This window comes from Paenibacillus faecis (assembly GCF_008084145.1).
Taxonomy (GTDB): Bacteria; Bacillota; Bacilli; order Paenibacillales; family Paenibacillaceae; genus Fontibacillus; species Fontibacillus faecis.
The window spans coordinates 1-18114 of record NZ_VSDO01000004.1 but is presented as its reverse complement, the minus strand read 5'-3'; the positions used below and the strand labels follow the sequence as shown (position 1 = coordinate 18114).

15 protein-coding genes, 8 tRNA genes and 1 rRNA gene are annotated in these 18114 nt (G+C 54.1%); 3 read left to right on the top strand and 21 right to left on the bottom strand.

Going from position 1 to position 18114, the window contains the following annotated elements:
* Positions 1-53 precede the first annotated feature (53 nt).
* From hisH to FRY98_RS18110, 5 genes are all read right to left on the bottom strand, one after another.
* On the bottom strand, positions 54-734 hold the full coding sequence (gene hisH / locus FRY98_RS18130) for an imidazole glycerol phosphate synthase subunit HisH (RefSeq protein WP_148454632.1): 681 nt from the start codon (positions 732-734) through the stop codon (positions 54-56).
* A complete protein-coding gene (hisB, locus tag FRY98_RS18125) occupies positions 735-1364 on the bottom strand; it encodes an imidazoleglycerol-phosphate dehydratase HisB (RefSeq protein WP_148454630.1) in 630 nt (209 codons plus the stop codon). It lies immediately after the preceding gene.
* A complete protein-coding gene (gene hisD / locus FRY98_RS18120) occupies positions 1351-2661 on the bottom strand; it encodes a histidinol dehydrogenase (RefSeq protein WP_148454628.1) in 1311 nt (436 codons plus the stop codon). The genes hisB and hisD overlap by 14 nt, the downstream gene beginning before the upstream one ends.
* A gap of 38 nt (positions 2662-2699) precedes the next feature.
* Positions 2700-3335 carry an ATP phosphoribosyltransferase gene (gene hisG / locus FRY98_RS18115; RefSeq protein WP_148454625.1) on the bottom strand — a complete coding sequence of 212 codons (636 nt, stop codon included), beginning with the start codon at positions 3333-3335 and terminating at the stop codon, positions 2700-2702.
* 290 nt (positions 3336-3625) lie between these two features.
* Positions 3626-4831, bottom strand: coding sequence for an ATP phosphoribosyltransferase regulatory subunit (locus FRY98_RS18110; protein ID WP_148454623.1), 1206 nt, complete (start codon positions 4829-4831; stop codon positions 3626-3628).
* Positions 4832-5661: 830 nt separating this feature from the next.
* Here FRY98_RS18110 and FRY98_RS18105 point away from each other — a divergent pair.
* On the top strand, positions 5662-7704 hold the full coding sequence (locus tag FRY98_RS18105; RefSeq protein WP_148454621.1) for a methyl-accepting chemotaxis protein: 2043 nt from the start codon (positions 5662-5664) through the stop codon (positions 7702-7704).
* Positions 7705-7777: 73 nt separating this feature from the next.
* Here the strand turns inward: FRY98_RS18105 and FRY98_RS18100 are convergent, their stop codons facing one another.
* Positions 7778-8995, bottom strand: coding sequence for an acyltransferase (locus tag FRY98_RS18100; RefSeq protein ID WP_249043455.1), 1218 nt, complete (start codon positions 8993-8995; stop codon positions 7778-7780).
* 314 nt (positions 8996-9309) lie between these two features.
* Between FRY98_RS18100 and FRY98_RS18095 the strand changes: the two genes are divergently transcribed.
* Together FRY98_RS18095 and FRY98_RS18090 are read left to right on the top strand one after the other, a co-directional pair.
* Positions 9310-9834, top strand: coding sequence for a sigma-70 family RNA polymerase sigma factor (locus FRY98_RS18095; protein WP_148454617.1), 525 nt, complete (start codon positions 9310-9312; stop codon positions 9832-9834).
* On the top strand, positions 9827-11218 hold the full coding sequence (locus FRY98_RS18090; RefSeq protein ID WP_148454615.1) for a DUF4179 domain-containing protein: 1392 nt from the start codon (positions 9827-9829) through the stop codon (positions 11216-11218). The genes FRY98_RS18095 and FRY98_RS18090 overlap by 8 nt, the downstream gene beginning before the upstream one ends.
* A 68-nt stretch (positions 11219-11286) precedes the next feature.
* Here FRY98_RS18090 and FRY98_RS18085 read toward each other — a convergent pair whose 3' ends face one another.
* The 15 genes from FRY98_RS18085 to FRY98_RS18015 form a co-directional block, all read right to left on the bottom strand.
* Positions 11287-11808 (bottom strand): acyltransferase, encoded by a 522-nt coding sequence (locus FRY98_RS18085; protein ID WP_211373328.1) that lies wholly within the window; start codon positions 11806-11808, stop codon positions 11287-11289.
* Positions 11805-12461: a pyrophosphatase PpaX gene (ppaX, locus tag FRY98_RS18080; protein ID WP_148454611.1), complete on the bottom strand. Its 657-nt coding sequence runs from the start codon at positions 12459-12461 to the stop codon at positions 11805-11807. Before ppaX ends, FRY98_RS18085 begins: the two co-directional genes overlap by 4 nt.
* A 19-nt stretch (positions 12462-12480) precedes the next feature.
* Positions 12481-13515 carry a prolipoprotein diacylglyceryl transferase gene (gene lgt / locus FRY98_RS18075; protein WP_148454609.1) on the bottom strand — a complete coding sequence of 345 codons (1035 nt, stop codon included), beginning with the start codon at positions 13513-13515 and terminating at the stop codon, positions 12481-12483.
* 11 nt (positions 13516-13526) lie between these two features.
* Positions 13527-14468 (bottom strand): HPr(Ser) kinase/phosphatase, encoded by a 942-nt coding sequence (hprK, locus tag FRY98_RS18070; RefSeq protein ID WP_148454607.1) that lies wholly within the window; start codon positions 14466-14468, stop codon positions 13527-13529.
* Positions 14469-14704: 236 nt separating this feature from the next.
* Complete coding sequence (locus FRY98_RS18065) at positions 14705-15823, bottom strand: ABC transporter ATP-binding protein (RefSeq protein WP_148454605.1); 1119 nt, start codon at positions 15821-15823, stop codon at positions 14705-14707.
* Between the two features lie 122 nt (positions 15824-15945).
* The gene (locus tag FRY98_RS18060) at positions 15946-17055 is read right to left on the bottom strand and encodes a PucR family transcriptional regulator (protein ID WP_148454603.1); all 1110 of its coding nucleotides are present in this window, start codon (positions 17053-17055) and stop codon (positions 15946-15948) included.
* Between the two features lie 112 nt (positions 17056-17167).
* Positions 17168-17240 (bottom strand) — tRNA-Lys (locus FRY98_RS18055).
* Positions 17241-17246: 6 nt separating this feature from the next.
* Positions 17247-17332, bottom strand: a tRNA-Tyr gene (locus FRY98_RS18050).
* A gap of 12 nt (positions 17333-17344) precedes the next feature.
* A tRNA-Phe gene (locus FRY98_RS18045) sits at positions 17345-17417 on the bottom strand.
* An 80-nt stretch (positions 17418-17497) separates the two neighbouring features.
* Positions 17498-17574: transfer RNA gene (locus tag FRY98_RS18040), tRNA-Asp, on the bottom strand.
* A gap of 13 nt (positions 17575-17587) precedes the next feature.
* A tRNA-Thr gene (locus FRY98_RS18035) sits at positions 17588-17663 on the bottom strand.
* Between the two features lie 22 nt (positions 17664-17685).
* A tRNA-Val gene (locus tag FRY98_RS18030) sits at positions 17686-17761 on the bottom strand.
* A 7-nt stretch (positions 17762-17768) separates the two neighbouring features.
* A tRNA-Met gene (locus FRY98_RS18025) sits at positions 17769-17845 on the bottom strand.
* Positions 17846-17863: 18 nt separating this feature from the next.
* Positions 17864-17955, bottom strand: a tRNA-Ser gene (locus FRY98_RS18020).
* Between the two features lie 68 nt (positions 17956-18023).
* Positions 18024-18114 (bottom strand): 23S ribosomal RNA (locus FRY98_RS18015); the annotation flags it as partial.

Genomic DNA, 18114 nt, shown 5'->3' with positions numbered 1-18114 from the left:
CAGCGTCAAATTAACGGGAAGTAGTCCCGTTAATTTTCATCGCCTGATGTCTATTAGCCTAACCGCCGGTCGCCTTCCACCCCCGCACGTTCCGCCAGCGCCAGGAAGTTGCGCAGCAGTCCCATCCCGAGCTCACCGCTCTTCTCGGGGTGGAACTGCATGCCGTACACGTTACCCCGGCCCACGATGGCCGTGACCGGGTGACCGTAATCCGTTACGGCGAGCAGGTCTTCCTTCCGCTCCGGGAGCACGTGGTAGGAGTGGACGAAGTACACGTGTCCCTCCTCCAGGCCCGCCAGGAGCGGATTGTCCGGCTGCAGGAACTCCAGCCGGTTCCAGCCCATGTGCGGCACCTTCAGGCCGCCGCGAACGCCGCCTTCGGCGTCGGCGCCGGCACTGCCGCCGGCAAAGCGCACCGCCCGGCCCGGCAGTAGGCCGAGGCCTGCGTTGCGCCCATGCTCTTCGCTCTCGCCGAAGAGCAGCTGCATGCCGAGGCAGATGCCGAGCAGGGGCACCCCCGCCGCGGCTGCCTGCCGCACCATGCCGTCCAGGCCCGAGGCGCGCAGGTGCTCCATCGCGTCGCCGAAGGCGCCGACGCCCGGCAGCACTACGCCGTCCGCGCCGAGGATGGCATCCGCGTCGCCCGTAACGAGCCCCTCAAAACCGAGGCGCTCCACCGCCTTGCTGACGCTGTGCAAATTGCCCATCCCGTAGTCGACAATGGCGATCGTCACCTACAGCACTCCCTTCGTCGACGGCACGCCCGTCACGCGGGGATCCAGGCTTGTCGCCTCGTCGATAGCCCGTCCGAGCGCCTTGAACACAGCTTCGATCATATGATGCGTGTTCTGTCCGTAATGGACGATGACGTGCAGCGTGATCCGCGCTTCCAGCGCCAGCTTCCAGAGGAACTCATGGACGAGCTGCACATCGAAGCTGCCGACCCGGTCCGAGGGATACTCGGCGCGGTATTCAAAGTGCGGCCGGTTGCTGACGTCGATGACGACCTGCGCGAGCGCTTCGTCCATCGGGATAAACACGCTCGCATAGCGCTTGATGCCCCGCTTGTCGCCGAGCGCTTCCCGCAGGCACTGCCCGAGGCAGATGCCGATATCCTCGACCGTGTGATGATCGTCGATCTCAATGTCGCCTCGCGCCTGCACAGACAAATCAAAATGGCCGTGCTTCGTAAACAAGTCCAGCATATGGTTCAAGAACGGCACATCCGTTTCCAGCTCGGACTTCCCCGTGCCGTCCACCGCGAATTGCAGCCGGATATCCGTCTCGTTCGTTTTGCGGCTGATTTCCGCGCGGCGCTCCCCGGCTCCCGCCTGGTTGACGCTGTTCCCGTTATTGGTTGTCATCGTTTACCCCCGCCTTTCCTTCTTTACGCAGCCGGATTTCTATCGCCCGGGCGTGCCCTTCCAGCCCTTCGCGCCGGGCGAGTTCCATGATCGTGGCGCCGTTTTGCAGCAGCGCCTCCTTGCTGTAGTAGATCAGGCTCGATTTTTTGATAAAATCGTCCACATCGACCGGCGAGGAGAACCGCGCCGTGCCGTTCGTCGGAATAATATGATTCGGTCCGGCAAAATAATCCCCCACCGGCTCCGAGCTGTACGGTCCGAGGAAAATCGCCCCGGCGTTCTCGACCAAGCCGAGATAAGCCATCGGGTCCTCCACGATCAGCTCGAAGTGCTCCGGCGCGAGCCGATTGATGACGCCGATCCCCTCTTCGATGGAATCGACGAGGATGACCGCGCCATAGTCGCGTACGGACGCGGCAGCGATGTCCCGCCGCGGCAGCTCCGCCAGCTGGCGCTCCACCTCCGCGCGGCAGGCCTGCGCAAACGCCTCGGACGGCGTTACGAGAATCGCCGACGCCATCTCGTCGTGCTCGGCCTGCGAGAGCAGATCCGCCGCGACGTAGGCGGGATCGGCGCTGTCGTCCGCCAGCACGGCGATTTCGCTCGGCCCGGCGATGCTGTCGATGTCGACGGCGCCGTACACCTCGCGCTTCGCCAGCGCGACGAAGATGTTCCCCGGTCCGCAGATTTTATCGACCGGGGCGATCGAGGCCGTGCCATAAGCCAAAGCCGCGATGGCCTGGGCCCCGCCGACCCGGTAGATTTCGTGGACGCCGGCTTCCGCCGCGGCGACGAGAATGTACGGGTCGATCCCTTCCGTCCCGCCGGTCGCCGGCGGCGTGACCATCACGATCTCCGGCACGCCGGCCACCTGCGCCGGGATCACGTTCATGAGCACCGAGGAAGGATACGCCGCCTTGCCGCCGGGCACGTACACGCCGACCCGTTTAAGCGGGCGGAGTATTTGGCCGAGCAGGCTGCCGTCCGGCTGTAAATCCATCCACGAGTTGCGCTTCTGCCTGTTATGAAACGCCCGGATATTCACCGCCGCGGCCCGGATCGCCTCGACAAAAGCAGCCCCCACCTGATCGTAAGCGGCTTGAAGCTCCTCCTGCGTCACCCGAAGCCCGGAGGCCTCCAGACGCACCCCGTCGAACTTCTCCGTGTAACGGAGCAGCGCGGCGTCGCCTTCTTTTTTCACATCCCGTACGATGGCCCGGACCGCCTCGTTCTGCTCCGCCGTTCCATACTCCACCTCACGACGAAGATCAAAATCCTGTGCTTTCACTATTTTCATTCTAAAGTCCTCCCCGGCTTTCAATCCGTCCCTGAACCTTAAACGTTCTTAGCGGTGATCGCTTTGGCCAGCGCATCGCAAACCGCTTGAATCTCCGCGTTTTTCATCCGGTAACTGACCCGGTTGGCGACCAGTCGGCTCGTGATCTCGAACATGCTCTCCAACTCCACCAGTCCGTTCTCGCGAAGCGTCTGCCCGGTCTCCACCATATCGACGATCCGGTCGGCCAAGCCGATCAACGGCGCCAGCTCGATGGAACCGTTCAGCTTGATGACCTCCACCTGCTGTCCCCGCTCGCGAAAATACTGCGAAGCCACGTTCGGGTACTTGGTGGCCACGCGCTGGTGGATCCCCGGCTTCCAAGCCGGCAGCGCGATGACCGACATCCGGCAGCGGGCGATGCCGAGATCCAGCAGTTCGTAAACGTCCCGGCTCTCCTCCATCAGCACGTCCTTGCCGACGATGCCGATGTCCGCCACACCGTACTCCACGTAAGTCGGCACATCCACCGGCTTCGCCAAAATAAACTCCATGCCGATTTCCGGCAGCGGAACCACCAGCTTGCGCGACTCGTCCACATCGGTCGGAATCTGAATCCCGGCCTCGCGAAACAGGGCCGACGCTTTTTTATAGATACGCCCCTTGGGCATCGCCACTTTGATAATTTCGCTCATCTCCTGACCTGAGCCTCCCTCCGGCTGCAACGGGGCCGATCGCCCGTTTGGACCCGCTTCTGAGTGAGCGAGCCTCTCTCTTAACGGGAATAACTCCCGTTAATTCCGGCTAAAATCCCCCGCACGCCATATTTAGCAGGAACACCTACCGCTAATTTGCCCTTCCGTCGGGATAATCGCTTAGAACGGAAGAATTAGCTGGAAGTTTTCCCGTTATTGTTACGCCACGCCTACTCAAAGACAAAATAACAGGAGGTTTTCCCGTTATTTGACGAATAGAGTTCGGCTGCCTAAAAACTCGTATACGTTCGGATCTCCCCGTATGCCGGGCCCAGCGGTCCGCTCTTGATCTCCTTGGCGACCGTTTCGCCGAGCTTCTCGGCCGGCCCTTCCACGCGGCGCAGGATCACGCTGCGTCCCTCGTCGCGCAGCCGCTCCGCTTCGGCGAAAGCCCGCTTCCGGTTGGCCGCGTCGTACTGTAGCAGCAGCGGCAGCTCGCGGACGACGTCAATCCCCTCAACGCCGTCGAGAATCCGGCTCGTCTTGAGCGCGAAGCCGGTCGCCGGAGCCGGTCGCCCGAACTGCTGCAGCAGATTATCGTAGCGTCCGCCGCTGCAGACGGGGAAGCCGAGCTCGGCGGCATACCCCTCAAACGTCATCCCGGTGTAGTAGGAAAAGTCGCCGATCATCGTCAAATCGATCATGACATGCTGCGGCGCTACACCGTAGTCCTCCAGCGCGTCCCATACCGCGCTGAGATGCTGCACCGCTTCCCGGGCCAGCGCGTTACCGCTGAGCTCGAGCGCCTGCTTGCAGATCTCCTTGCCGCCGCGCAGGCGGAGAATGCCCTCAAGCTCCTCGCGCTGCCGCTCCGATAAGGCCAAGCCGGCCAGCGTTTCCCGATAGCCGACGTAGTCGCGGTGCAGCAGCCCCTCTTTCAGGATTTCCCGGTCTTCTTCCCGTCCGGGAATCGCCTCTTCCAGCAGGCCGTTCAGAAAGCCGACATGGCCCAGCGCGATTTTAAACGACTTGACGCCGGCCGCTTTGAGAGAAGCCACGGCCAAAGCGACGACCTCGGCATCCGCCTCCGGCGAATCGTCCCCCACCAGCTCGACGCCGGTCTGAAAGAACTCGGCTTCCCTGCCCGCCTCTTCCTCAATCGCCCGAAACACATTGGCGTGGTAAGACAGGCGCAGCGGCAGCGGCTCTTCCTTCAGCATGGAGGAGACCACCCGGGCGATCGGAGCGGTCATATCCGAGCGGAGGACTATGGTCGTCCCTCTATTGTTCAACAGCTTGAACAGCTTCCGGTCGGAGGTGGAACTGGCCACGCCCACCGTATCGTAATACTCCATGGTCGGCGTCATGATTTGACGATACCCCCACCCGGCCATGCAATCCAGGACGCTCCGCTCGATCGCTCGCAGCTTCTCGGCCGCAAAGGGCAAATAGTCGCGGACGCCTGCCGGTTTTTCAAAGCCTTTCGGTTTCGACAACACGCTCACCTCATCTATAATGGCTCAATTCATGTAATGACTCGGATGATTACTTTAATATATTAAAGTGCTACCATACTACCAAACTAAAGATTATGCCATATCGTAACATATTTGTTCCCGAACCGTCAACGCTCTCCCCGGCCGAATCTCGTTCATCATTACTTCTTATTTTACCCTTCCTTTAGTAGGAATTACATGTTCCGCATCGGAGTTAGTTGAGTAATATGATCTGCCTGCGGTGTGTAGTTACGGTAGAAGAAAGCGGCAAGTTTGAGCTTTGACAGTGTTTGTCTCGGCGAGGACCTGGGCCTAACCTTGCGGTCGGACACGGCCATGATTGGGCCATAGTTGGCATGGTTGCCATCGTTGCCATGGTTGGCCCCACTTGGACCATGGTTAGCAATGGCTAGGCGCCCAGGCGACGAATTTAACGGGAAAACCTCCCGTTAAATGACGCGCAAATGGCCAGGAGCGAAAATTACCTGGAAATAGTCCCGCTAATTTGCCGCGATCGGGCCGGATCTGCCAAAATAGGCTGAATTAGCGGGAGAAAATCCAGCTAATTGGGCGAGGCCCCACCCATGGGGCGAAATTAACGGGAGAAAATCCCGTTAATTTGGAAGGACAATGCGAGAGGACGACGGGACTGAGCAACATGGACAACGCACTCAGAAGATTGAGGCACTCTGGTGAAGGATTAGTTCCTGCGAGCTATGGTTCATGAAACAAAATTTTCATCTGAAAAAATTTAAAAACTATAAAAAAAATGTCGACTTTTGTCGATTATATCCGTAATTATATCTTTTTTAGAGGAGTGCTCGCGAGCGATGACAACACTACGGAACAAGCGCATCACGGAAAGTCAGACAACATCCGCTACCAAAGTCGTTTTTTTCTCCATCAAAAACAAGCTGATTGGAGCTTTCGCGGTCCTCCTTATCGTTCCTACCATCCTGCTGTCCACGGTTTCCTACAATACGGCCAAGCAGAACGTGGATGAGCAGATGGCCCAGACCGCTGAGGAGAATGTACGGCTCCTGGACGCGCTGCTGAATGAATATTTTGATTCGAAGAAGAAAGAAGTCGAGGTTCTGTCGCATAATGTGGACTTGTCCACGATCGAGCAGGGAACCCAATCGAACCTGGGCGCTAGCGACAGTGTAAAAAAACAGCTGCAAATCACCAAAAACGCCGACACCGACACGGAGATGGTGTTTGTCGGAACGAGCCAGGGTTTATATATGGACTCTTCGGACGCCACCAAAATGGCGGCGGACTATAAACCCACCGAACGGGGCTGGTATAAGCAGGCTTTAGCGGAGAAAGGTAAGGTTATCGTCACCTCCCCTTATCCTTCCGCGGCAACGGGAAATCAGGTCGTTACTTTGGCTAAAGCTATCCCGGACGGGCAAGGTGTAGTGGCCATGTCCGTCGCCATCGAGAAACTGTCATTAGTGACGAAAAGCGTGAAAATCGGGTCCGAAGGCTACGTCTTCCTGCTCGATCAGGATAAGAAATTCGTCTATCATCCCACTAGTGAGGTCGGTTCTTCCGCAGAGAACAGCCCCATTATTGAGAACATATACAAAAATGAAAGCGGACGCCTCGATTATAAAGTCGACAAAGAAGAGAAAAGGATGATTTTCTCCACCAACGCGTCGACCGGATGGAAAATCGTCGGAACCCTGTATCAGTCCGAGGTTGCGGCGCAAGCGTCTCCGATCCTTAAATCGACGGTTCTCGTCCTTCTCGTTTCTATCCTTGTGGGCGCCGTGTTCATCTTCTTGATCATCTATTCCATCCTGAAGCCCCTCCGTCAAATCAGCCGGGCTTCCCTGGCGATCAGCGAAGGGGATCTCACGCAGGATATTCAGATCAAACGGAACGATGAGCTGGGGATTTTGGGTCATAATTTTAATACCATGGCCGCTTCACTGCGCTCTCTGCTCTACAAGGTTAACAATAATTCCATGCAGCTTGCGGCCTCCGCGGAAGAGCTGACCGCCAGCTCCGACCAAATCACGGCCTCCGGCAAGCAGGTGGCGGAGACCGCGCAAATGGTCGCGATCGGCACCGGCCAGCAGGTGACGGAAATCGGCAGCTCCCGGGATGACATTAATCGTATGGCTGCTCAAATGCAGGAAATCTCCAATAGTACGCATGAGGTCGTCCAATCCGTGGAGCACACGCAGCAGACCGCCGAGGAAGGAAACGGCAGTGTGCAATCCGTTGTCGATCAGATGAAAGCGATCGGCGAAACCGTGAGAAAGCTGGCTCAGGAAGTATCCAGTCTGGGTGAACGGTCCAAAGAAATCGACAGCTTCACGCAAATGATTACGGAAATTGCCAACCAGACTCATCTGCTGGCACTGAACGCGTCCATTGAAGCGGCGCGCGCCGGCGAACAGGGCAAAGGATTTGCCGTGGTCGCCTCCGAAATCAAAAAGCTCGCCGACCAATCCGGCAGCTCCGCCAGCCATATTACCGAATCGGTGGCCGCGATTCAGCGGGACACCCAGGTGACGGCCGCCAGCATGGAACAGGTGATTCAAGAGGTATTGCGGGGCGTCAACATGGCGGATTCCGCGGGAGTGGCTTTCGGGCACATCCTGGATTCCATCACCGAAGTCACCCGCGAAATCGAGCAGGTTTCCCACGCGGCGGAAGCGATGGTTGCCGATTCGGTGAAAGTGCTGAAATCCGTGGAAGCGGTAGCCATGATTTCCGAGGATACCGCGGCCAGCATCGAACAAGTCGCCGCCAGCACGGAAGAGCAGCTGGCTTCCATGCAGGAGATCAGCGCATCTTCCGCTTTATTAAGCAAAATGGCGGAAGAGCTGCAGGAAACCGTAAGCAAGTTTAAAGTGTAACCGCAAGTAACAGGGGTGCCGATCGAACCGTGCGTAACGGTTTAATCAGCACCCCTTTGTTATTGGAATGAGCCTACATATTCACATTTACGGATGCGGAAGAAGCGGTGTCCTGAAGCGGTTGTTCCTTCCTCCGCTTCAAGGAACCGGGGACGCTGCCCAGAAACACCGAAGCGAAAGGCAGTCTTTTAAAACAGACCTGAACGAAAATCCAGGACAGGAACAACGCGCAGGCCGAACCGCCCAGGATAAAAAAGAAATAAGCGACCGCGATTTGGTCCCCCGCGAGCCGATTGCGAAACATCCGATAGACCAGCAGCACCACCGGATGAAACAGGTAAATGGCGAAAGACAATTCGCCCAGCCGGGTCAAAGCTCTGACCCAGAACTTCGTGCCCTTGCGGTGCATCAGAAATGCCGCCTTCATCAGCACCAGCGCCGAGAGCAGCAGGTGTGCGTTCCACACCAGTTCAAACGTGGTCGTTCCCGCCGCGTACGCTCCGGTTCTGAACGCGTAGTACAGCTGAACATCGACAAAGGACAGGATCAGCCAACTGCCCCATAGCAGGACGGTTCCGATTTTTTGCCGGGAGGTAGCCTGATTCCATGCCGTTGTCAGCCAGGCTTTGATCGGCTCGAAATAGATCGCCACTACAGCCCCTAGCATGTAGAACGACATATAGGACGGCGCATAGCTTCCTTTGTTCGGCAGTTCGAGGTGATATTTGTTCCAGAAGAAAAAGGCCCACTGAACCGCCAGACCCGCCGGAAAGATCCAGAATGCCGGCCAATTCCTGTTCCTCATCCACTGCACCAATCCCAGCAATAACGGAAATAAGATATAAAACTGAATGCTGATAAAAATAAAATACAAGTGCGTATAAGCCGTCCCCGTCAGCAGTTTCACCACTAAAGATTGCAATAGCTGCGCAACAGACTGGTTGAGGAAGTCCCTTTGAATCCAGACAACCACGAGAAAATAACAGAAGGATACAAGAATATAAGGTAGGATAATATAGGTCAACCGCTTTTTGTAAAAACGCCCGATCAAGCTTTGGTTCACCGGTTTATCATAATAGTTGTAGAAGAGGACGAAGCTGCTCAAGAAGATAAACGAGCTGGTACCGATTCTAAAAAATATGTTCATCCAGTTATAGAAGTAAAAACCCGGCGCCTCCAGCGCCTGCCACCCCGCGGCATAGGAAGTGGCGTGGACCTGAATGACACTGAAAATCGCAAAGGCCCGAAAGAGATCGAGCTGAGGCAGCCTTTCTTTCGCTTGCAGTTGCACGTGATCAACTCCAGTCTGCATAGGTTTCCTGATATGACCTTCTCCACTTCGCGCCGAACGCACGAAAAGACATAAGTGAATATCATTAAGTTACCCTTTCAAGCTGAATTGAACCTGAAAACAGCCCCGCTTCCGCAATTTTGCCAGATTGCTCTCTTCCATCATACCTTTGATCCCCAAATAAGGAAATCTATTTAAGTAAAACCGTTCTGGAGTACCAGGCGTCTTTATAGTTAGGGATGACAATTACCGGCCGGTAAATTCCCTGAGCTTGAGCTGTATTATTATTTACTTACGGGAAGGAGCCCGCAGGCATGGAAGAACGAGAATGGGCCGCTGCCGCATGCCAGGGCGATGAAACCGCCTTTTACTATCTGGTATCCTCGCAAAAAAGAAAACTTTACGGCATCGCGTTCAGCTACTTGAGGAACGAGTCCGATGCTTTGGACGCCGTCCAGGAGACGGTCTGCAAAGCCTGGCTAAAATGCCGGCAGCTTAAGGAACCGGACGCCTTTATCCCCTGGTTGATCCGCATACTGATCCACATGTGCATCGACGAACAGAAGCGGAGAAAGCGCACGCTGCCGTTAACGGCATTGACGCTGCCGGCCTCGGGAGAAATGGTCAGCGTTCATAAGCTGGATCTGGAGATCGCTCTGGAGCGGCTAAAGCCGAAATACAGGCATGTGTTGACTTTAAAATATTATCAAGACATGACCCTTACGGAGATAGCGCGGATTCTCGACAAACCGGAAGGAACCATGAAAACCTGGCTACACAAAGGACTGAAGCAGCTTCGGGGGCAAATGACTTGGGGAGGTGAGGTGTATTATGGCTGAGCATCAAAAAAAGGAGTGGGACTTGCCGCAAATGTTGGAGGATGTCCGCCATGCGGAAGAGCGGATCAGCGATCAGAAACTGGAGACGGCGATCCGTCAGGGATTGGCGCTGGGCAAGGCGAGAAAACGTCAGGTCGGTCTGCGGCTGCGTGTCGCCTTCGCAGCCGGTGTTCTGACCTGCGGTTTGGCTGTTTTGTTCGGATGGCAGCTTTGGCCGCCGGCTGATCCGGGCTCAATAACGGTCATGGGGAATTCGCCAGCGTCCTCCATTCCGGAGCGCGTGCTGTCGATGATGTCCGAGGCTATGAAAAAGGCTGCGGAAAACGGCCTGTATCAGCCCATTAATAAAGCCACCGAAAAGGACGGGTATCGTCTGACGGTGGACGGGGTGTTGGCGGATAACCGAACGATGATTATTTTCGTGAACGCCGAGAATTTGAATAACACCGGGAAGATACGGAGTATACAGGAGAATTTCACTAATCTAAATGGCGGTTTACTAGATGAAAAGTACGGTAGTTCAACATTTGGTTCTAACCTAAGCCTTCAGGATCAAAATAAACCGAGTAAGTCTTATTATTACACCCTGCAATTTAAAAATACCCCGAGTCAGATGTTGTTTTCGGAGGAATTGGAACTCGACTTCGGTTCTTCCTCCAAAAAGCTAAGCTTAAAAATACCTATCCAAATAGACGAGAACAAGTTCTCCAGCTTGGAAAAATCCGTACCCGTCAATCAAACCGTACAAATCGGGGAGCATCAACTCAAGCTAACCCGAGCGGTCCTAAATCCGCTTAGCACCACCTTGGAGTTTAAAGCAACTTCGAAGCTAAAAAAGGAGGGCGTAGCTGACCTGCAGGATGCCAAATTATACCTGGGCGAGACCCGGAAAGATCAGTTTCAATACTTTCTAGTCCCCCGCGATAGCAAATCAGAACTGTTAAGTAGTGAAGCCCGCTCGCTGTCGGCTATACGTTTTGATACTCTTTACTATAAAGATTACTCCGAGGTAACGCTGCGGGCTACGGGGATTACTGGCAATACCGCGGAAAAAGGGAAACTGATCATCGATACCGAAAAACAGACACTCGGTCCCAACTCCCCGATGCGGCTAAAAGAAATCAAACGCACCAAAGATAAAACCGAATTGCATATACAACACCCGATCACCAAGCAGAATCCGGAGTCTTCAATTTCCTTCAAGGGCAATTTCACGGACCAAAGCGGCAAAGAATATAGCATACAAGAAGGCTCTTTTTCGAAAGAAGACAGCTCGATTACAATAAGTTCGCAAGAGTATTCCCAGCCTTTAACTTTTCCCTATACTATCTATACTGACCATATCACTCAACAACCCATAGAATTCCGCATCAAGCTCAAATAATACGCAAAAAGGGCTGCCTCCAACCGGTAGATCATCTACCGGGGAGACAGCCCCTTCTTTTTGACATGCTAGGTTTCCTCGCCATTCCCTTGGCTTCCGCCTTCCGGGCTCTTGCGTTCAATCACCCGCAATGGATTTCCCCCCACAAACGTACCGGGGGCCACATCTTTGTGGACCACCGAACCGGCGGCGACCACCGCTCCGTCCCCGATCGTAACTCCGGGCAGGATCGTTGTATTCGCTCCGATGAGCACCTCATCACCGATCCGCACTTCGCCCAGCCGGTACTCCTTGATCAAGTACTCATGGGCGAGAATGGTCGTGTTGTACCCGATAACCGAGTTCCGACCAATCGTGATCAGCTCCGGAAAAAACACATCCACCATCACCATCAGGCCGAAGGCGGTATGCTCCCCTACCTTCATGCCAAGCATGCGGCGGTAGATCCAGTTTTTCCAGGAGAGGACCGGACAATACCGGCTAATCTGGATAAAAATAAAGTTTTTAACGCCCTTCCACGGGCTCACTGTCCGGTATAACTGCCACAATGCGTTCGGCCCTTCCACCGGATACCGCGTGACCTTCCTCACTTGTTCACAGGCTCCCATCCCAATACGCCGTACAGGTCCGTCATATCCTCGAGGATATAATCGGGATTGTATTGCTGAAGCACGTCCACGCCCTTCAGAGACCAGGCCACCCCGGCGGCTTTTACGCCCGCCGCTTTCGCGGACTGAATATCGGCGGCACTGTCGCCCACCATCAGCGTCTTGGCCGGATCGGCGCCCAGGTTGCGAAGCGCGGTTAAGACCGGCTCCGGATGTGGCTTGGGATGCGTTACGTCCTGGACGGTGACGATGGTGGACATATACTCTTTTAGCCCGAAGTAGTCCAGTGCCCGAATCGTGGTAGGCTTGATTTTCGTCGTCACGATCCCCATGGTGATGCCGCGCTCGTGCAGCTCGGCAATCACTTCCTTGACCCGGGGAAATTCACGGATCAGCGTATCGTGATGCAGGTTGTTATACGTACGGTAGTCCGCCACCAGGTCCGTGACCTCCTCCCTGCCGGAGAAGGTCTGCATCTGCTGCTCCAGTGTCAATCCCATGTGGGGAATGATTTGTTCTCTCGTATATTTCTGCTGAGGGAAGTGCTGTTCCAGTACGTGCAAAAACGTGTTTATGATTAGATCATTAGTATCGATGATCGTCCCGTCAAGATCGAATAGTATGGTGTTTATCATGCGGTGGTTTCTCCTTTATCTACTCCTTGGGTGCCTGAGATTTCTCCGGTTCGTTCGGGGTGTGCTCTTCTTTCGTGTTCAATCCCTCCGCGGATTGCTCCGAAGGCGCAGCCGACGCCAGACTCTCTACCTCGCGGCTGCGGGTCGATACGATGGGATCACCGTATCGCGGGAGGTCTTTCACCGTTCTGCGACGTACAATAATCAGCACGATGGCGGCTGCGATAATCAAAAGGGCCAGCAACTGCGAAATTCTTACGTTTCCGTAGGTCGGAGCAAGATACCCTTGTTCAAATCCGAACCAGGTCATCGGTGCCCACAGCCCGTTGATGAAAGAAGCGAGCCAGGACGCCCCCTGGAACGCCAGGCTGTCCGTTCTGAGCGCTTCGATAAAGAAACGGCCGATGGAATACCAGATGAAGTAGGAAAAGAACAATTCCCCAGCTCGCAAAAACTTCTGTCTCCGCAGCACGAAGAGAAGGAGCAAGCCGACCAGATTCCATAGCGATTCATACAAAAACGTCGGATGATGGAACGTGCCCGCCACGTTCATCTGATTCACGATAAACGAAGGGAGATGAAGATGATCCCTTAAAAAGGCTTCCGTCGTCGGCCCGCCATAGGCCTCCTGATTGACAAAGTTGCCCCAACGTCCGATCATTTGGCCGATGATGAGCCCAGGCGCACAGATGTCGGCAATCCGCCAGAAGTTGTAGCCGCGCCTCCGTACGAAGATCACCGCGCAAATGATGGCCCCGATTAAAGCGCCATAAATGGCGATACCTCCGTTCCAGATCTTGAAAATATCCAGCAGATTATTTTTATAGTCTTCCCACTTAAACGCGACGAAATAAATTCTTGCACCGATAATGGCCGAAGGAACGCCCAGCAGCAGCAAGTCCATAAAGAACTCCTGCGGAATGTTGAACCGCTTCCCTTCCCGGATCGCGAGCAGCAGCCCCATCAGGGCGCCGGCTCCCAAAATCAAACCATACCAATGTACGTCCAATCCACCGATCGAAAAAGCAATCGGGTTTAATAGCAAGGTGCCCATCATTCACGCTCCTAATCCAAATCGTCCATATCTTCCGCAATCGTCTCCGTCAGCTTTGTCGTAAACTGCAGCGCGGCGTTATAACCCATCCGCTTCAAGCGGAAGTTCATGGCGGCAACTTCAATAATGACGGCCAAGTTACGTCCCGGGCGGACAGGGATCGTTACCAGCGGTACGTCGGTATCGATAATCCGCGTAGTCTCCTCATCAAGGCCCAGCCGGTCGTATTGCTTCTCTTGCTGCCAGGCTTCCAGGCGTACCACGAGCGTGATTCGCTTATTGTTTCGTATGGCGCCCGCCCCGAACAACGTCATGACGTTGATGATGCCGACGCCGCGGATTTCCAGCAGATGCCGGATTAATTCCGGCGCTGTCCCATGGAGCTGGTTATCGGACGTCTGGCGGATTTCCACCGCATCGTCGGCAATGAGGCGATGGCCGCGTTTGACCAGCTCCAGCGCCGTCTCGCTCTTTCCGATCCCGCTGCTGCCGGTAATCAGCATGCCGACCCCGTACACGTCCACGAGTACCCCATGGATCGTTGCGGTCGGCGCCAGCTTCCGCTCCAGGAAGCTGGTAATCCGGCTGGACAGGATCGTGGTCGCCATGCTGCTGCGCAATACCGGGATATTCTTCTCCGAGCTGATGTCGACCAACTCTTGCGGAACCTCCCAGGATCTCGTCACGATAATGCAGGGCGTCTCCTCACTGCTGCAAAGGCGCTCCATCCGGTCCTTTCGTTCCGCCAGCGGAAGCATCTCATAGAACGCCAGCTCGGTTTTCCCCAGAATCTGTACCCGCTCCGGCGGATGATATTCGAAATAACCGGCCATCTCCAATCCCGGACGATAGAGGTCGTCAACCGTAATGGACCGTTTCAGCCCCTGTTCGCCGGACACAACCTCCAGGCCGAATTGATTTACCAATTCGGATACTTTTACTTTTTTAGCCATGCTGCTCTTCCTTTCCCAAATGGCCTACGGTAGTCCATAGCTAACTTCCGAGAAGTCAGCTCTTTTCCGAAGTCGGCCTGCAATAATATGTAAAGAAAAACCGCAACCTTTTACTTCTCGCTGTCATTGTATTCATCGTAAAGGAAATTCCTCCGTAAATCAATCGCGGCTCCGCACCCGCATAAAAAAACCGCCCCAATTCGGGGCGGCTCTGTACCGTTCGTAACTCTTATCAATTAAGAGAAGAATACGTTCAATTCGGATTCCTTATCAAAGATATGAATTTTGTTCATATCGATTGCCAATTTCACGTTGTCGCCTTCACGCGTATTGGAACGTCCGTCTACGCGAGCGATCAACGGAGAGGAGCTGTTCAAGTATAACAGCATTTCGTGACCGAGGTTCTCGGTTACGTCTACCGTAGCGTTAAATACCGTGTTCGGGGAACCTTCCAGGAAAATCGGCTCTTCATGAATGTCTTCCGGACGCACGCCCATGATGACTTCCTTCCCGTTCACATAGCCTTTTTCTTTCAGAGTTACGGCTTTCCCTTGCGGTACTTCCACCTTCATGTTGTCGGCTTGGAAGTATACGGCACCGTTTTGCTCAACGATCTTACCGTTGATAAAGTTCATCGTCGGGGATCCGATGAATCCGGCAACGAAAATATTTTGCGGTTGGTTGTACAGTTCTTCCGGAGAAGCCGCTTGTTGAATGATACCGTCTTGCATAACGACGATCCGGTCACCCATCGTCATGGCCTCGGTTTGGTCATGCGTTACGTAGATACAAGTCGTTTCAAGACGTTTAACCAGCTTCGTGATTTCGGCGCGCATTTGACCGCGCAGCTTGGCATCCAAGTTCGAGAGCGGTTCGTCCATGAGGAAGACTTGAGGATCGCGGACGATCGCGCGGCCCAAGGCAACCCGTTGACGCTGACCACCGGAAAGCGCCTTTGGTTTACGATCAAGCAAGTGCTCGATATCGAGAATCTTAGCGGCCTCACGAACGCGTTGATCGATTTCTTCCTTTTTCACTTTGCGCAATTTCAGACCGAACGCCATGTTTTGGTATACGTTCATATGCGGATACAAAGCGTAGGATTGGAATACCATCGCGATATCGCGGTCTTTCGGAGCTACGTCGTTCACGACGCGGTCCCCGATGTACAATTTACCTTCGGAGATTTCTTCCAGACCTGCAATCATCCGAAGCGTTGTCGACTTACCGCAACCGGATGGACCTACCAGTACGAGGAACTCCTTATCCGCGATATCCAAGTTAACGTCGATTACAGTTGCTTTATCAGCACCCGGGTATTTCTTGTAAATGTGTTCTAAGCGTACGCCTGCCATATTGTTAGCCTCCTAATAAAATGAATATTAAAGAGATATGCAAAAATGAAATCGAATTCAATTCATGTTTCTATCTTACCTCCCTGGGCAAGAAAGCGCTATACACAAACTGCACAAAAATCCTACGCCCTTTTTGTCAATTTGTACAATAACAAACCCAGCTTGACCAAAACCGCGTCCTGAAAGCTCCGTACGTCAAGCCCGGTCTCTTGTTTGAACTTATCGATCCGATACAAAAGCGTATTACGGTGGATATATAACCGTTTCGCCGTTTCACTGACATTGCAATCCATTTTAAAAAAGGTCTGCAGCGTCGCTCTCGTCTCTTCATCTTTTAAAAGTTCCGAGTGACGTCCGATCTCCTCTACAAATTTCGAACGCTGGTTGTCGGGAATGCTGTAAATCAGCCGCTCCAAGCGAAGCTTCCAGGGAAAATAGATATGCTCCGTGACGTAAAACACCCGGCCAAGCTGAAGGGTTTCGCGTAAAGACACCGCCACTGCAGCCATATACCGGTCTCCGGTAAACGGATCGCCCGCAGCCAATTGAAGGCCTCCGCCAACCCATTCATTCGTAATCAGTTCATACAGCCCTTGGCACAACGCATCCAGCAGGTCCCGTTCCGCTTCCTGTCCTGGTTCGCTTTCCTCGCGAAAGTCCTGTAGAATCCCTTCATCAACCAGGATCAGCCAATCCTCTTTAAGCGGAAGAAGCACGATCTCCCCGCCAAAATAACTGCGAAGCAGCTTATTCAGTTTAGCGAACTGGATACCGCCTCCCGAACTGCTCTCCGCGCTTAGCAAAAAAGGGAGCATCGTCCCTTGCAGGCGCGATTTTAAGCCCATGTTATCCGGAACCGGACAATCCAAGTCCCCGCGGTCGATTTGATTTTGGAGCCAATCCCCCATTTCCACACTACGAGCTTCATCCTCTCGTCTGGAATGCCCTGAAGATTTTGGCTCCCGTCCATCCCGTGCGTATGACAACAATAGTTCGATCAGCCGAAGTTCCCGCTCCGAAAGCGCCGCAGTCTCCACTTCAAGCAGTTCGACGGTGGATGTGCCGCTTTTCCATAAGCCCAGCAGCTTCCCATCCTCCCGTACTACAGCCGAATCGGGTTGACCCGACGTCTTCGTCATTTCATTCCACGCACCGAGCTCCATTTCCGTTATTAAGAGGGGAGCCTCGAGAATCTGCTCTATTTGTTGCTTCAGCCAGTTGGTATTTGTCATGGAGTGCCTTTCCTATCCAATTTAAAGATTTTATATTATTGTATCACAACAAAATAAATGACCTCAAAACATAAAAAAGACCGCCAATCTTTCGATTGACGATCATTCGGCATGAGCCATGAAGGACTCGAACCTTCGACACCCTGATTAAAAGTCAGGTGCTCTACCAACTGAGCTAATGGCTCAAAATCTGGTGGAGGCTGATGGATTCGAACCACCGAACTCGTAAGAGAACAGATTTACAGTCTGCTGCGTTTGGCCACTTCGCTAAGCCTCCAAGCTTAAAAGGTGGCTCGGGACGGAATCGAACCGCCGACACGAGGATTTTCAGTCCTCTGCTCTACCGACTGAGCTACCGAGCCATATGAAATTGGCAAAAAAATAAAGCGGTTAAGTTGGTAACTTTCCCACTTTGCTGTGGAAATATAGAAGTTGTAATAAATGGCGGAGCCGACGGGATTCGAACCCGCGGTCTCCTGCGTGACAGGCAGGCATGTTAGGCCTCTACACCACGGCTCCGCGCTGGTGAAAATGGTGCCGGCGAGAGGACTTGAACCCCCAACCTACTGATTACAAGTCAGTTGCTCTACCAATTGAGCTACACCGGCATATCAAGTTGTGAATCAATCATGGTGGAGGCTGAGGGGATCGAACCCCCGACCCTCTGCTTGTAAGGCAGATGCTCTCCCAGCTGAGCTAAGCCTCCGGAAATATGGTAGCGGCGGAGGGGATCGAACCCCCGACCTCACGGGTATGAACCGTACGCTCTAGCCAGCTGAGCTACGCCGCCATATTAAATTTATTCAAATGGCGGAGAGAGAGGGATTCGAACCCTCGCACCGCTTACGCAGTCTAACCCCTTAGCAGAGGGTCCCCTTATAGCCACTTGGGTATCTCTCCAAAGCCATAAATTCAAGGCGTTAATCCTTGAAAACTGGATACGAAACAAATTTGCATTTTAGTTGTTTTTGGATAAGCCCTCGACCGATTAGTACCTGTCAGCTCCATACATTGCTGCACTTCCACCTCAGGCCTATCAACCTCGTCGTCTTCAAGGGG